The sequence below is a fragment of the Type-C symbiont of Plautia stali genome (assembly GCF_059730935.1).
The window spans coordinates 3551093-3563742 of the sequence record NZ_AP035923.1 but is presented as its reverse complement, the minus strand read 5'-3'; the positions used below and the strand labels follow the sequence as shown (position 1 = coordinate 3563742).

Annotated in this window: 16 protein-coding genes; 10 read left to right on the top strand and 6 right to left on the bottom strand. The window is 58.4% G+C overall.

The features are described from left to right. The first annotated feature begins 67 nt into the window (after window positions 1–67). The 7 genes from mlaF to murA all read left to right on the top strand — a co-directional run bounded on the left by mlaF (window position 68) and on the right by murA (window position 4858). On the top strand, window positions 68–883 hold the full coding sequence (gene mlaF, locus AC6I7J_RS16870; RefSeq protein WP_021507736.1) for a phospholipid ABC transporter ATP-binding protein MlaF: 816 nt from the start codon (window positions 68–70) through the stop codon (window positions 881–883). Window positions 884–887: 4 nt separating this feature from the next. After that, window positions 888–1670 (top strand): lipid asymmetry maintenance ABC transporter permease subunit MlaE, encoded by a 783-nt coding sequence (gene mlaE / locus AC6I7J_RS16865; RefSeq protein ID WP_021507735.1) that lies wholly within the window; start codon window positions 888–890, stop codon window positions 1668–1670. Between the two features lie 4 nt (window positions 1671–1674). After that, window positions 1675–2217 carry an outer membrane lipid asymmetry maintenance protein MlaD gene (mlaD, locus tag AC6I7J_RS16860; RefSeq protein WP_021507734.1) on the top strand — a complete coding sequence of 181 codons (543 nt, stop codon included), beginning with the start codon at window positions 1675–1677 and terminating at the stop codon, window positions 2215–2217. Between the two features lie 19 nt (window positions 2218–2236). Then, window positions 2237–2875 carry a phospholipid-binding protein MlaC gene (gene mlaC, locus AC6I7J_RS16855; RefSeq protein ID WP_021507733.1) on the top strand — a complete coding sequence of 213 codons (639 nt, stop codon included), beginning with the start codon at window positions 2237–2239 and terminating at the stop codon, window positions 2873–2875. Continuing rightward, entirely contained in the window at window positions 2875–3180 is a 306-nt protein-coding gene (gene mlaB / locus AC6I7J_RS16850) for a lipid asymmetry maintenance protein MlaB (protein ID WP_021507732.1), read from the top strand. The genes mlaC and mlaB overlap by 1 nt, the downstream gene beginning before the upstream one ends. Before the next feature lie 114 nt (window positions 3181–3294). Continuing rightward, window positions 3295–3552, top strand: coding sequence for a BolA family iron metabolism protein IbaG (ibaG, locus tag AC6I7J_RS16845; RefSeq protein ID WP_007886637.1), 258 nt, complete (start codon window positions 3295–3297; stop codon window positions 3550–3552). A gap of 46 nt (window positions 3553–3598) precedes the next feature. Continuing rightward, window positions 3599–4858 (top strand): UDP-N-acetylglucosamine 1-carboxyvinyltransferase, encoded by a 1260-nt coding sequence (murA, locus tag AC6I7J_RS16840; protein ID WP_021507731.1) that lies wholly within the window; start codon window positions 3599–3601, stop codon window positions 4856–4858. 63 nt (window positions 4859–4921) lie between these two features. On the opposite strand, the gene AC6I7J_RS16835 is transcribed toward murA, so the two are convergent. Both AC6I7J_RS16835 and ispB read right to left on the bottom strand, forming a co-directional pair. Continuing rightward, a complete protein-coding gene (locus AC6I7J_RS16835; protein ID WP_021507730.1) occupies window positions 4922–5215 on the bottom strand; it encodes a helix-turn-helix domain-containing protein in 294 nt (97 codons plus the stop codon). Window positions 5216–5453: 238 nt separating this feature from the next. Beyond that, complete coding sequence (gene ispB, locus AC6I7J_RS16830; RefSeq protein WP_021507729.1) at window positions 5454–6425, bottom strand: octaprenyl diphosphate synthase; 972 nt, start codon at window positions 6423–6425, stop codon at window positions 5454–5456. A gap of 254 nt (window positions 6426–6679) precedes the next feature. Between ispB and rplU the strand changes: the two genes are divergently transcribed. The 3 genes from rplU to cgtA all read left to right on the top strand — a co-directional run bounded on the left by rplU (window position 6680) and on the right by cgtA (window position 8689). Continuing rightward, window positions 6680–6991, top strand: a complete 312-nt coding sequence (gene rplU / locus AC6I7J_RS16825; RefSeq protein WP_021507728.1) for a 50S ribosomal protein L21 — start codon at window positions 6680–6682, stop codon at window positions 6989–6991. A 15-nt stretch (window positions 6992–7006) separates the two neighbouring features. Further along, window positions 7007–7264 (top strand): 50S ribosomal protein L27, encoded by a 258-nt coding sequence (rpmA, locus tag AC6I7J_RS16820; protein WP_006121751.1) that lies wholly within the window; start codon window positions 7007–7009, stop codon window positions 7262–7264. A gap of 249 nt (window positions 7265–7513) precedes the next feature. Next, a complete protein-coding gene (gene cgtA / locus AC6I7J_RS16815) occupies window positions 7514–8689 on the top strand; it encodes an Obg family GTPase CgtA (RefSeq protein ID WP_058759590.1) in 1176 nt (391 codons plus the stop codon). A 294-nt stretch (window positions 8690–8983) separates the two neighbouring features. Here the strand turns inward: cgtA and AC6I7J_RS16810 are convergent, their stop codons facing one another. From AC6I7J_RS16810 to AC6I7J_RS16795, 4 genes are read right to left on the bottom strand one after another with little or no spacing between them, the layout of a single operon-like run. Next, window positions 8984–9400 carry a hotdog fold thioesterase gene (locus tag AC6I7J_RS16810; protein WP_058774892.1) on the bottom strand — a complete coding sequence of 139 codons (417 nt, stop codon included), beginning with the start codon at window positions 9398–9400 and terminating at the stop codon, window positions 8984–8986. A gap of 3 nt (window positions 9401–9403) precedes the next feature. Beyond that, a complete protein-coding gene (dhbA, locus tag AC6I7J_RS16805; RefSeq protein WP_058759589.1) occupies window positions 9404–10162 on the bottom strand; it encodes a 2,3-dihydro-2,3-dihydroxybenzoate dehydrogenase in 759 nt (252 codons plus the stop codon). Then, window positions 10162–11013: an isochorismatase family protein gene (locus AC6I7J_RS16800; protein ID WP_215800410.1), complete on the bottom strand. Its 852-nt coding sequence runs from the start codon at window positions 11011–11013 to the stop codon at window positions 10162–10164. Before AC6I7J_RS16800 ends, dhbA begins: the two co-directional genes overlap by 1 nt. Before the next feature lie 18 nt (window positions 11014–11031). Beyond that, complete coding sequence (locus AC6I7J_RS16795) at window positions 11032–12645, bottom strand: (2,3-dihydroxybenzoyl)adenylate synthase (RefSeq protein ID WP_058780376.1); 1614 nt, start codon at window positions 12643–12645, stop codon at window positions 11032–11034. Window positions 12646–12650 lie beyond the last annotated feature (5 nt).

Below are 12650 nucleotides of genomic sequence, written 5' to 3'. Positions count from 1 at the left end.
TGCATTGTGGTTTACCAGGCTACCATCCACCACGTTAATTACGCCCGATCCGTTTAAAGAGGTAATGATGATCCAGCAGCAAACGAATCTGGTTGAGGTTCGTGGCGTCAGTTTTACGCGCGGCAATCGCACCATCTTCGACGACATTTCGCTGACCGTTCCGGCGGGCAAAGTCACGGCGATTATGGGCCCTTCCGGCATCGGTAAAACCACCCTGCTGCGCCTGATTGGCGGGCAGCTGCAGCCGGACAAAGGTGAGATCTGGTTTCGTGACCAGAACATTCCGACGCTGTCGCGCCGTAAGCTGTATGACGTGCGTAAAAAAATGAGCATGCTGTTCCAGTCCGGTGCGCTGTTCACCGACCTTAACGTCTATGAAAACGTTGCCTGGCCGCTGCGCGAACACACCCGGCTGCCAGCGGAATTGCTGCACAGTACGGTGATGATGAAGCTGGAAGCCGTCGGACTGCGCGGCGCAGCCCAGCTGATGCCGGCCGAACTCTCCGGCGGCATGGCGCGCCGGGCGGCGCTGGCGCGTGCAATTGCGCTGGAGCCGGAGCTGATCATGTTCGACGAACCCTTTGTCGGCCAGGATCCCATTACCATGGGCGTGCTGGTCAAGCTGATCGATGAGCTCAACCATTCGCTGGGCGTCACCTGCATTGTGGTTTCACACGATGTGCCGGAGGTCTTGAGCATTGCCGACCATGCCTATATTGTTGCCGGGCAAAAGATTATTGCTCAGGGTAGTGCGCCGCAGCTGAGGGAGAATCCCGATCCGCGCGTGCGCCAGTTTATTGAGGGTCATGCGGATGGTCCGGTGCCGTTCCGCTTCGCTGCCGGAGATTACCTCAGCGATCTGACCCGCACAGGGAGAAGCTAAACTGATGTGGTTACAGGCACTGGCGTCATTTGGGCGTCAGGGAATTAACACCTGTGCGGCCTTTGGCCGGGCGGGCTTAATGCTCTTCCATGCGCTGGTGGGTAAACCGGCGTTTCGTAAGCATGCGCCGCTGCTGGTGAAGCAGCTGTATAGCGTGGGCGTGCTGTCATTGCTGATCATTGTGGTCTCCGGCCTGTTCATTGGCATGGTGCTGGGGCTGCAGGGCTATCTGGTACTCACCACTTACAGCGCGGAAACCAGCCTGGGTATGCTGGTGGCGCTGTCGCTGCTGCGCGAACTGGGGCCGGTAGTCACCGCGCTGCTGTTTGCCGGGCGCGCCGGTTCGGCGCTCACTGCGGAAATTGGCCTGATGAAAGCCACTGAGCAGCTCTCCAGCATGGAGATGATGGCGGTCGATCCGCTGCGCCGCGTAGTGTCGCCGCGCTTCTGGGCCGGCTTTATCAGTATGCCGCTGCTGGCGCTGATCTTTACCGCGGTGGGCATTGCCGGTGGCGCGCTGGTCGGGGTGGCCTGGAAAGGCATCGACCCGGGCTTTTTCTGGTCGGCGATGCAGAACGCGGTGGATTTTCGTACCGATGTGATCAACTGCCTGATCAAGAGCGCGGTGTTTGCCATCACGGTGACCTGGATCGCGCTGTTCAATGGGTATGACGCCATCCCGACTTCGGAAGGGATCAGTCGCGCGACGACGCGTACCGTAGTCCATGCTTCGCTGGCGGTGCTTGGACTGGATTTTGTGCTGACGGCACTGATGTTTGGGAATTAATGCAATGCAAAGCAAAAAAAACGAAATCTGGGTTGGCGTGTTTATGCTGGCTGCGCTGCTGGCGCTACTGTTCCTCAGCCTGCGCGTCGCCGATCTTAAATCGCTGGGTACCGAGCCAACGTGGAAGCTGTACGCCACCTTCGATAATATCGGCGGCCTGAAAGTCAGCTCGCCGGTGAAAATTGGCGGCGTGGTGATTGGCCGCGTCACCGACATTTCACTGGATGACAAAACGCTGTCGCCGCGCGTCACCATGGACATCAGCGAACAGTATGCCAATAAAATTCCTGACACCAGCTCGCTGGCGATTCGCACCCAGGGTCTGCTGGGTGAGCAGTTCCTCGCGCTCAACTTAGGTTTTGACGATCCGGAGCTTGGCTCGGCGATGCTGAAAGATGGCGGCACGCTGCGGGATACCAAATCGGCGCTGGTGCTGGAAGACCTGATCGGCCAGTTCCTCTACAAGAGCGGCGACAACAAGGACAATGAGAAATCGTCGGGCGCCGCCAGCGCGAGCGCCCCGGCAGCACCTGCTACAACGGAATAACCCAGAGAGGTACAACACGATGTTAAAACGTTTCCTGATGGTGGCCCTGCTGGCCATCGCGCCGCTGGCGGCAAACGCAGCGGACGCCAACCAGAGCAATCCGTACAAGATGATGAACGAAGCGGCGGAGAAGACCTTTACCCGCCTGAAGAACGAACAGCCGAAGATTAAGCAGGATCCGAATTACCTGCGCGAAATCGTGCGCCAGGAGCTGCTGCCGTACGTGCAGATTAAATACGCGGGGGCGCTGGTACTGGGCCGTTACTACCGCGAAGCCACGCCGGCGCAGCGCGACGCCTACTTTGCCGCGTTCGGGGATTACCTGGCGCAGGCTTATGGTCAGGCGCTGGCGTTGTACCACGGCCAGACTTACCAGATTCAGCCTGAGCAGCCGATTGGCGATGCCAATATCGTGGCGATTCGCGTCACCATCATCGATCCCAACGGTCGTCCGCCGGTGCGCCTTGATTTCCAGTGGCGCAAGAACAGCCAGACCGGCAACTGGCAGGCTTATGACATGATTGCCGAAGGCATCAGCATGATCACCACCAAACAGAATGAGTGGAGCGATCTGCTGCGCACCAAAGGCATCGACGGCCTGACTGCGCAGCTGAAAACCTATGCCGCGCAGCCTATCACCCTGGACAAGCAGCAATAATGAGCGAACCGTTACGCTGGCAGCGCACTGCCAGCACGCTGGCCCTGAGCGGCAAACTGGACCGCGATACGCTGCTGGCGCTGTGGCAGGCGCGTGACAGCGCCATGGCCGGTATCACCACGATTGACGTGGCGGCGCTGGACCGGGTTGATTCTGCCGGGCTGGCGCTGCTGGTGCATCTGCGCGAAATCGCGCGGGCGCAGGGCACAACGCCGCTTTTCAGTGGTATCACCGATAAGCTCGACTCGTTAATCAAGCTGTACAACCTGCAGCAGATTATTGTTTCTGCGGAACAAATCGCCTGATTAACGGCGCTGCTGACAAAGCCCCTGATTTTTTCAGGGGCTTTTGCGTATTTAAGAGTCAGGCGCTTTCCTCTAAGATATCCGCCTTATTATTATCAAGTGAAGCAATGAGCGATGGAAAATAGTGAAGTTCAGGCCGTGCTAATGCAGGCGCTGCCGTTAGAAGAAGTACATGTCCTCAGCAACGATGGCAGCCATTTCCAGGTCATTGCCGTGGGCGAAATGTTTGGCGAGCTGAGCCGCGTAAAGAAACAGCAGGCTGTGTACGCGCCGCTGATGGAATACATTGCGGATAACCGTATTCATGCGGTGTCCATCAAGACTTATACCCCAGCCGAGTGGGCGCGCGACCGTAAACTCAACGGTTTCTAAGCGCCACTCTGGCTGTTTTGTTGATAGATAATTGAGAGCCGTGTTAATGGACAAATTTCGTGTGCAAGGCCCCACCCGTTTAAGCGGTGAAGTGACCATTTCCGGGGCGAAGAATGCTGCGCTGCCGATTCTGTTTGCTGCGCTGCTGGCTGAAGAGCCGGTAGAGATTCAGAACGTGCCGAAGCTGCGTGACATCGATACCACCATGAAGCTGCTGAGCCTGCTCGGTGCGCGCGTGGAACGCAATGGTTCGGTCCACGTTGATGCGCGCGAAGTTAATGTCTTCAGTGCGCCGTACGATCTGGTGAAAACCATGCGTGCCTCCATCTGGGCGCTGGGGCCGCTGGTGGCGCGTTTTGGCCAGGGCCAGGTTTCTCTGCCGGGCGGCTGTGCGATTGGTGCGCGTCCGGTCGATCTGCACATTACCGGCCTGGAGCAGCTGGGTGCCGAGATCAAACTGGAAGAGGGCTATGTTAAAGCCTCTGTGGATGGCCGCCTGAAGGGCGCGCACATTGTGATGGATAAGGTCAGCGTGGGCGCGACCGTGACCATCATGAGCGCCGCAACGCTGGCGACGGGCACCACTATCATTGAAAACGCGGCGCGTGAACCGGAGATTGTCGACACGGCAAACTTCCTTAACACGCTGGGCGCGAAAATCAGCGGCGCCGGCACCGACAAGATCACCATCGAGGGCGTTGAGCGCCTCGGCGGCGGCGTCTATCGCGTGCTGCCGGACCGAATCGAAACCGGCACCTTCCTCGTGGCCGGCGCTATCTCGCGCGGCAAAGTGGTGTGCCGCAATGCGCAGCCAGACACGCTGGACGCCGTGCTGGCGAAACTGCGTGACGCGGGTGCGGAGATTGAAGTCGGCGAAGACTGGGTGAGCCTGGATATGCACGGCAAGCGTCCGAAAGCGGTTAACATCCGTACCGCACCGCACCCGGGTTTCCCGACCGACATGCAGGCGCAGTTCACGCTGCTCAACCTGGTGGCTGAAGGCACCGGCGTGATTACCGAGACCATCTTCGAAAACCGCTTCATGCACATCCCTGAGCTGATTCGTATGGGTGCGCACGCCGAAATCGAAAGTAACACCGCTATCTGTCACGGTGTTGAAACTTTGTCCGGCGCGCAGGTGATGGCGACCGATCTGCGTGCGTCAGCCAGTCTGGTACTGGCAGGCTGCATTGCTGAAGGTGCGACGCTGGTGGATCGTATCTACCACATCGATCGTGGCTACGAGCACATTGAAGACAAGCTGAAAGCGTTAGGCGCCAACATCGAGCGCGTCAGCGGCGAGTAATCCTTTGTCCTGATTGCCAGGCATGAAAACCAGTCACGACAGCGTGGCTGGTTTTTTTTTGCTTTACCCGCGTGAGACGATCTTTTTCAGATCCTGGGGCGATCGAATGCGCTTTTTACGATCCAGCAGACGCTGTGTGACCGGATCAAAATAGCGGCTGGGCCAGATCTCGGAAGGATGGACCTTCAGCGCCGTGGCGATCAGCCATTCACCTTTAGGCCAGGGGCGTGACAGCGCGTTGGCCAGCGTCGATGAACTGAGGCCAGATTGACGTGACAGGGCGGCCAGTGACGTACCGCGCTTGCGCAGGGCCGCAATGATATCTGCCGGATGCCAGTCTTCTCTCCTTGCATGCATAACTCTCTTCTCCGTGTCCGTGTTAGTGCTCCATCTCTGCAGCGCTGTGGCTCTCCTGCGCAGAGATAACTGGAAAAATCCGGATTTTTATAGCAAATAATTTCCATATGTTTCCAGTAATTGTTTTGCCTGTGCACGAAACTGCGCAGTTTTTCGCAAAAATGCTGCAAGGGAATGTAATCAGACCGGCAGAGCAGGGGGGAGAAATAAAAACGGGGCCGGACGGCCCCGTAGCAGGTCAGAAATCGCGCTGCACCGACATGTGTGCCAGCGCTTCCAGCGCGCTGCGCCACGGCGTTTCTGGCAGTGCCTGTAGCGCGGCGATGGCTTTATCCGCCTCTTCTTCGGCGCGTTTGCGCGTCCATTCCAGCGAACCGGTTTGCTGCATTGCCGCCAGCACCGGCTCCAGCAGATGACGGCCATTACCCTCTTCGATCGCCTTGCGGATCATCTGCGCCTGCTCGGGCGTGCCGTTGTGCATGGCGTGCAGCAGCGGCAGCGTCGGCTTACCTTCGCTCAGATCGTCACCGGTATTTTTGCCCAGCGTCTCGCCGTCGGCGCTGTAATCCAGCAGATCGTCGATCAGCTGAAACGCCGTACCGAGATAGCGGCCATAATCCTGCAGCGCTTTCTCCTGCGCCGGCGTGGCCTCCGCGAGGATAGCCGAAGCCTGCGAAGCGGCTTCAAACAGGCGGGCGGTTTTGCTGTAGATCACCCGCATGTAGCTCTCTTCGGTGATATCCGGATCGTTGCAGTTCATCAGCTGCAGCACTTCCCCTTCGGCGATCACGTTCACCGCTTCGGACATCAGCGCCAGGATCTTCAGCGATCCCATGCTGGTCATCATCTGGAAGGCGCGGGTATAGATAAAATCCCCGACCAGCACGCTCGCCGCATTGCCGAACGCGGCATTAGCGGTGGCTTTGCCACGGCGCATATCGGATTCATCCACCACATCATCGTGCAGCAACGTCGCCGTGTGGATAAATTCGATCAGCGCCGCATTGGTCACATGCAGCGATCCCTGATAATTCAGCGCGCGTGCTGACAGCACCGCGATCATCGGACGGATGCGTTTGCCTCCCCCGCTGATGATGTAATAGCCCAACTGGTTAATCAGTGAGACATCTGAATTCAGCTGGTCGAGGATGGTCTGGTTGACGGCCGCCATGTCCTGCGCGGTTAATTCGTTAATCTGTTCTAAGTTCATTCGTCTGTTCAGCTTTGACTCGTTTTCTGCATGGTAAGCGCTTTTACCCAGCGTGAGTTCAGGTAATCTGTTACTGATTGTACTTGAAAAATCGGGTTGAGAAACGTTTGCATTCGTCCTGCGCTTTTTTTCTGCAAGAGAGTGCAAAGTGCACTTGTCTTCTGCTGGAGTTTTGCGTAGAATTCGCGCCCTATTGTGAATATTTATCGCGCCGCCTGATGAACAGAAAGGCATGCGCAGAAGCGGAGTTTTATATGTACGCGGTTTTCCAAAGTGGTGGTAAACAACACCGAGTAAGCGAAGGTCAGACCGTTCGCCTGGAAAAGCTGGACATCGCAACCGGTGAAACCATCGAGTTCGACCAGGTTCTGATGATTGCAAATGGCGAAGACGTGAAAATCGGCGCGCCACTGGTTTCAGGCGGTGTGATCAAGGCAGAAGTTGTTGCTCACGGTCGTGGCGAGAAAATTAAAATCGTTAAGTTTCGTCGTCGTAAACACTACCGTAAGCAAGCTGGTCACCGTCAGTGGTTCACTGATGTGAAAATCACTGTGATCAGCGCGTAAGAGGAGATCTGACAAATGGCACATAAAAAGGCTGGTGGCTCGACTCGTAACGGTCGCGACTCCAATGCAAAACGTCTGGGTGTTAAGCGTTTCGGTGGTGAATCTGTTCTGGCAGGTAGCATCATCGTTCGTCAGCGTGGTACCAAATTCCACGCCGGTAACAACGTAGGTTGTGGTCGTGACCACACTCTGTTTGCTACCGCAGACGGCAAAGTTAAATTCGAAGTTAAAGGTCCTAACAACCGTAAATACATCAGCATCGTTGCTGAGTAAGGTTGTTGTGCCGCAGACGATTAACGTCTGAACACACGAATGAAAGGCCCCGCAGCTTTGCGGGGCTTTTTACATTCTGCCGCAGGTTACGGCAATCACGCTGACCTTGCGCCTCAGTTTGCTGTACACTTTATGTACACATAGCTTTGCCAATCCTGTATTATCCGCCGCCGGTCAGCGCAGAAGACCCTGGCGGACCCGTTTGTCGCCCGCAGCGTGGCGCAAACGACAGTGTGACGGAGATAAAAAATGAAGTTTGTTGATGAAGCGACGATCCTGGTGGTCGCGGGTGATGGTGGCAACGGTTGCGTCAGCTTCCGCCGCGAGAAGTACATTCCCAAAGGGGGACCGGACGGCGGTGACGGCGGTGACGGCGGTGATGTTTACCTGCTGGCGGATGAAAACCTCAACACCCTGATCGATTATCGTTTCGAAAAATCTTTCCGCGCCGAACGCGGCCAGAATGGCCAGAGCCGTGACTGTACCGGTAAACGCGGTAAAGACATCATTGTTAAAGTGCCGGTGGGTACGCGCGTGATCGATCAGGGCACGGGCGAAACGCTGGGCGACATGACGCGCCATGAGCAGAAGCTGATGGTGGCGAAGGGTGGCTGGCACGGTCTGGGCAACACCCGCTTCAAATCGTCCGTGAACCGTACGCCGCGTCAGAAAACCATGGGCACGCCGGGCGAGAAGCGCGACCTGCAGCTGGAACTGATGTTGCTGGCAGACGTGGGTATGCTGGGTCTGCCTAACGCTGGTAAATCGACCTTTATCCGCGCGGTATCAGCGGCGAAGCCAAAAGTGGCGGATTATCCGTTCACTACCTTAGTGCCAAGCCTCGGCGTGGTACGTATGGACAGCGAAAAGAGCTTCGTGGTCGCCGACATTCCCGGCCTGATTGAAGGCGCAGCGGAAGGCGCGGGTCTCGGAATTCGCTTCCTCAAGCATCTGGAGCGCTGCCGTGTGCTGCTGCACCTCATCGACATCGCGCCAATCGACGAATCCGATCCGGTAGAGAACGCCCGCATCATTCTCGGCGAGCTGGAGAAATACAGCGACAAGCTGTACCAGAAACCGCGCTGGCTGGTATTCAATAAAACCGACCTGCTGAGCCGTGAAGAGGCGGAAAGCCGCGCTAAAGCGATTGCCGAAGCGCTGGGCTGGGATGAGAAATACTATCTGATCTCCGCTGCCAGCCGTGATGGTGTCAATGAGCTGTGCTGGGATGTGATGAGCTTTATCATCGCGAATCCAAAAGAAGCGGAAGAAGAAGCGAAGCAGCCAGAGAAAGTGGCCTTTATGTGGGATGATTACCACCGTGAAGCGCTGGAAAATGCTCAGGAAGTGGAAGAAGACGAAGACTGGGATGACGACTGGGATGAAGACGACGACGAAGGCGTCGAGATCATTTATCAGCGTTGATGTCAGCAAAAAAAGCGGCCAGATGGCCGCTTTTTTTATTGCTGCTTAGCGCAGAGCACCAGCCCGCACCATCATCCCTCTCCCTGTGGGAGAGAGCACCAGCCCGCACAAACATTCTCTCTCCCCGTGGGAGAGAGCACCAGCCCGCACCATCATCCCTCTCCCTGTGGGAGAGAGCACCAGCCCGCACAAACATTCCCTCTCCCCGCAGGAGAAAGCACCAGGCCGCACCATCATTCCCTCTCCCCGTGGGAGAGGGCAGGGTGAGGGCATCAGGCCGCAGCGGAGCCAAACCTACCCCAGCACCGCCACCGTCAGCCGCGAACTGCAACACAGCTGATCGCGACTATTGCGTATCTCAATCTGCCAGCTCTGATTGCGCGCCCCCAGATGCAGCGGACGACAAACACCGCGCACCTCGCCGCTGCTCACCGCCCGATGATGGCTGGCGCTCACCTCAATGCCCACCACGCTTTTACCTTCTTCCACGCTCAGGTAACCGGCAATGGAGCCCATCGACTCCGCCAGCACCACCGACGCGCCGCCGTGCAGCAGGCCAAACGGCTGCTGCGTGCGGTTGTCTACCGGCATGGTGGCCTCCAGATAATCGTCACCGATCGCGGTAAACACGATGCCCAGATGCGCCACCAGCGAGTTATCGCCCAGCTGATTCAGCGTGGCGAGATCCACCGTACGTTTCCAGATTGCCATGCCTCAGGCTCCCAGCGTTGCGCCACCGTCCACCACAATATCCTGCAGCACCACGTGGCTGGCAAGATCCGAGGCCAAAAACAGGATGTTGTTCACGATCTCCTGCGGCTGGGCGATCTTACGCAGCGGGATCCCCAGTTTGTACTGATCCGGGAAACCGTTGATCATCTCCTGCTCGGCTTCCGGCGTATGCCACAGGCTGCGCTGCATATCGGTATCGGTTGATCCCGGTGAGACAATATTGCAGCGCACGCCATACGGTGCCATCTCAAGGCCAACCGTCTGGCACAGGCTGCGCAGTGCTGCTTTGGACGCGCCATAGGCTGACATGCCAAGGCGCGGGGCGTGCGCGGCGTTAGAGGCGATGGTGACAATCGCGCCAGCGCGCTGCTGGCGGAAGACCGGCAGCGTCTGCTGGAACAGGTTAAACGCGCCGCCGGCGTTCACGGCGAGGCACGCCTGCCAGTCAGCAAACGACAGCGCATCGGTGCTGCCGATGCGCAGAATACCCGCGCCGTTCACCAGGATATCCAGCCGCGGCTGGCTGGCCAGCAGTGACTGACAGCAATCGCGCACCGCAGCGCTGTCGGCGACGTCCAGCTGGCAGGTGGCAAACGGATAGTCATCCTGGCCAAAGTGCAAATCAAAACCGGTCACCTGCGCACCGGCCTGATGGAACGCCAGCGCGGTGTGATAGCCGATGCCTTTACCGGCACCGGTCACCCAGACAATTTTTCCGCTGAAATCAAAACAGGCGCTCATTATGCTGGTACCCGTGACAGCAGCGCCCACCAGCCATCAATGCTGGGGTTTTTCGCCAGGTTGATGAAGTCGATATCGCTGTGCACCTGACGCCAGCGCGCCGCCAGCGCCATCACGCGCACCGAATCCAGCCCATAATCGATCAGGTTTTCATCATCTTCCGGCACGTCATCATCTTCCAGCAGCGGCAGAATCAGCGCGCGCAGCGCGTCCTTGCTCTGTGGCAGCGGCATCAGGTCGGCGGTCATCACCACTTTGCCACTGCGGCCTGCGGTGTAGGTCAGCGCCATCATATGCTCGTCGCGCGAGAAGTCGGCCAGCGCATCGGCCACCATAAACGGCTGGATGTTACGCATGAAGGCGTCGGTAGCGGTGGTCAGGCAGCCGATGTGGGCATACACGCCAGTAATGATCAGCTGATCGCGGCCCATCTCCTGCAGGATAGATTCCAGCGGCGAGCGCACGAACGCGCTGTAGCGCCATTTAGTCAGCACCTGATCATCCTGATCCGGCGCCAGCGCGTCGACGATCTTCTGCTGATCCGGATGTTTGTTCAGCCCCGGTCCCCACATATCATTCAGCAGCGCGCGATCCTCATCGCTTTGCTGGTTGGGCTGGGCGGTATAGAACACCGGAATGCCCTGCGCTTTGCAGTAAGCGCGCAGGCGGGCAATGTTCTCCACCACCTGATTCACCAGCGGGCTGTCTTCGCCCCAGAAGTTGAGGAAATAGGCCTGCATATCGTGAATCAGCAGCGCCGCGCGCTGCGGCTCCAGCGCCCATTGTACTTTGTTAGCCGGCAGCTCAGTGGCGGCGGGCAGCGCATAAGACGTCAGTTTTGGAATAGCCATTACAATCTCCGGAAAAAATCAGGCTTGCGTCTGCTCAGCAAGCTGTTGGCGTAAACGTTTTTTATCCACTTTGCCCACCGGAGTCAGCGGCAGGGCGTCGACGCAGGTAATGCGGTCGGGAAGTTTGAATTCGGCAATGCCCAGCTCGCGCAGATGGCGGCGCAGCGCGACCGGTTTCACCGGCTGGCGCGCCACAATGAAGGCACAGCTCTTTTCACCCATCAGCTCGTCATGCATGGACACCAGCGCGGCGTGGATCACATCCGGATGGCGCAGCAGCAGGTTTTCGATCTCTTCTGCGGCGATCTTCTCGCCACCGCGGTTGATCTGATCCTTTTCGCGTCCCTGTACGGTGATGTAACCCTGAGCGTTGATCTCAATCAGATCGCCTGAGCAGTAAAAACCGTTGGCATCGAAGCTGGCGGCATTGTGCTCCGGGCTGTTGTAGTAGCCCCGGAAGGTGTAAGGGCCGCGCGTCATCAGGCGACCCACCTGGCCCGGCGGCAGCGGATTGCCGTTCTCGTCGGCCACCCACACTTCGTCATCTTCCGAAATCGGACGCCCCTGGGTAGTCAGAATGGTTTGCTCGTCATCGCCGAAGCGCGTGTAGTTAACCAGCCCTTCCGCCATGCCAAACACCTGCTGCAGCTGGCAGCCGATTTCACGCTGAATGCGTGCGGCCAGCGTTTCGCCCAGTTTGGCTCCGCCCACCTGAATGCGCTGCAGCGAGGCCAGCGCTGTATTGCTGCCCCACTCCTGAATCGCCTGCAACCACAGGCTGACCGCCGGCGGCACCAGTCCGGTATCGGTCACCTGGTGCTGCTCAATCAGCGGGAAGCAGAGCGTGGCGCTGGGATCCGCGGCGAGAATCACCTGGCCGCCGGCATAGAACACCCCGAGCGAACCGGGGGAACTCATGGCAAAGTTATGCGGCGCGGGCAGGGCGATCAGATAGCGCGTGTCGGCGTTGATGTGGCAAATCTCGTCGCTGGCGCGGATGCTGTAGTAATAGTCGTTGTGGGTGCGCGGAATCAGCTTCGGCGTGCCGGTGCTGCCGCCGGAGAGCTGGAAAAACGCCACTTCATCGGCGGCCGTCGGTGTCGCGACAAAATCGCCAGCCGCTTCATCCTGCAGCGACGCCAGCGTATTTTCCGCCTGCGCGTCGTTACGCAGGATCACCTGCTGCAGCGTGGGCTGCGCCTCGCACAGCGTGGCGATGAAGTCGTCGCTGGCAAACAGCGCGTGCTGGCGATCGGCGATCAGCAGTTTCGGTGCAATCTGCTGCGCATAGGCCAGCAGTTCAGTGCGCTGATGGCTGAACAGCGCGTACACCGGGACCACGCCCAGCTTAAACAGGGCAAACAGCGTAACGTAAAAGTCCGCTACGTTGCCGAGCTGCACCAGCGCCGTGTCACCGCGCTGTAAACCGCGCCGCTGCAGCGCCGCCGCCAGATTATCACTGCGTTGCGCCAGCTGGCGGTAGCTGAGCTGCAAAGGGCCGTCGATCACGGCGATAGCGTCGTTTTCGCGATGGCGGTCGATGATGTCGGTCAGCGGCACGTCGATCCAGTAGCCTTTTTCGCGGTAGCGCGCGGCCAGATGTGCCGGCCAGCGGCTGAAGGGAATGCTCATGCTTG

Excerpts from the sequence above, each read along its gene's own strand:
- mlaF (WP_021507736.1), top strand. The coding sequence starts at position 68 with ATGATCCAGCAGCAAACGAATCTGGTTGAGGTTCGTGGCGTCAGTTTT.
- mlaE (WP_021507735.1), top strand. The coding sequence starts at position 888 with ATGTGGTTACAGGCACTGGCGTCATTTGGGCGTCAGGGAATTAACACC.
- mlaD (WP_021507734.1), top strand. The coding sequence starts at position 1,675 with ATGCAAAGCAAAAAAAACGAAATCTGGGTTGGCGTGTTTATGCTGGCT.
- mlaC (WP_021507733.1), top strand. The coding sequence starts at position 2,237 with ATGTTAAAACGTTTCCTGATGGTGGCCCTGCTGGCCATCGCGCCGCTG.
- mlaB (WP_021507732.1), top strand. The coding sequence starts at position 2,875 with ATGAGCGAACCGTTACGCTGGCAGCGCACTGCCAGCACGCTGGCCCTG.
- ibaG (WP_007886637.1), top strand. The coding sequence starts at position 3,295 with ATGGAAAATAGTGAAGTTCAGGCCGTGCTAATGCAGGCGCTGCCGTTA.
- murA (WP_021507731.1), top strand. The coding sequence starts at position 3,599 with ATGGACAAATTTCGTGTGCAAGGCCCCACCCGTTTAAGCGGTGAAGTG.
- AC6I7J_RS16835 (WP_021507730.1), bottom strand. The coding sequence starts at position 5,215 with ATGCATGCAAGGAGAGAAGACTGGCATCCGGCAGATATCATTGCGGCC.
- ispB (WP_021507729.1), bottom strand. The coding sequence starts at position 6,425 with ATGAACTTAGAACAGATTAACGAATTAACCGCGCAGGACATGGCGGCC.
- rplU (WP_021507728.1), top strand. The coding sequence starts at position 6,680 with ATGTACGCGGTTTTCCAAAGTGGTGGTAAACAACACCGAGTAAGCGAA.
- rpmA (WP_006121751.1), top strand. The coding sequence starts at position 7,007 with ATGGCACATAAAAAGGCTGGTGGCTCGACTCGTAACGGTCGCGACTCC.
- cgtA (WP_058759590.1), top strand. The coding sequence starts at position 7,514 with ATGAAGTTTGTTGATGAAGCGACGATCCTGGTGGTCGCGGGTGATGGT.
- AC6I7J_RS16810 (WP_058774892.1), bottom strand. The coding sequence starts at position 9,400 with ATGGCAATCTGGAAACGTACGGTGGATCTCGCCACGCTGAATCAGCTG.
- dhbA (WP_058759589.1), bottom strand. The coding sequence starts at position 10,162 with ATGAGCGCCTGTTTTGATTTCAGCGGAAAAATTGTCTGGGTGACCGGT.
- AC6I7J_RS16800 (WP_215800410.1), bottom strand. The coding sequence starts at position 11,013 with ATGGCTATTCCAAAACTGACGTCTTATGCGCTGCCCGCCGCCACTGAG.
- AC6I7J_RS16795 (WP_058780376.1), bottom strand. The coding sequence starts at position 12,645 with ATGAGCATTCCCTTCAGCCGCTGGCCGGCACATCTGGCCGCGCGCTAC.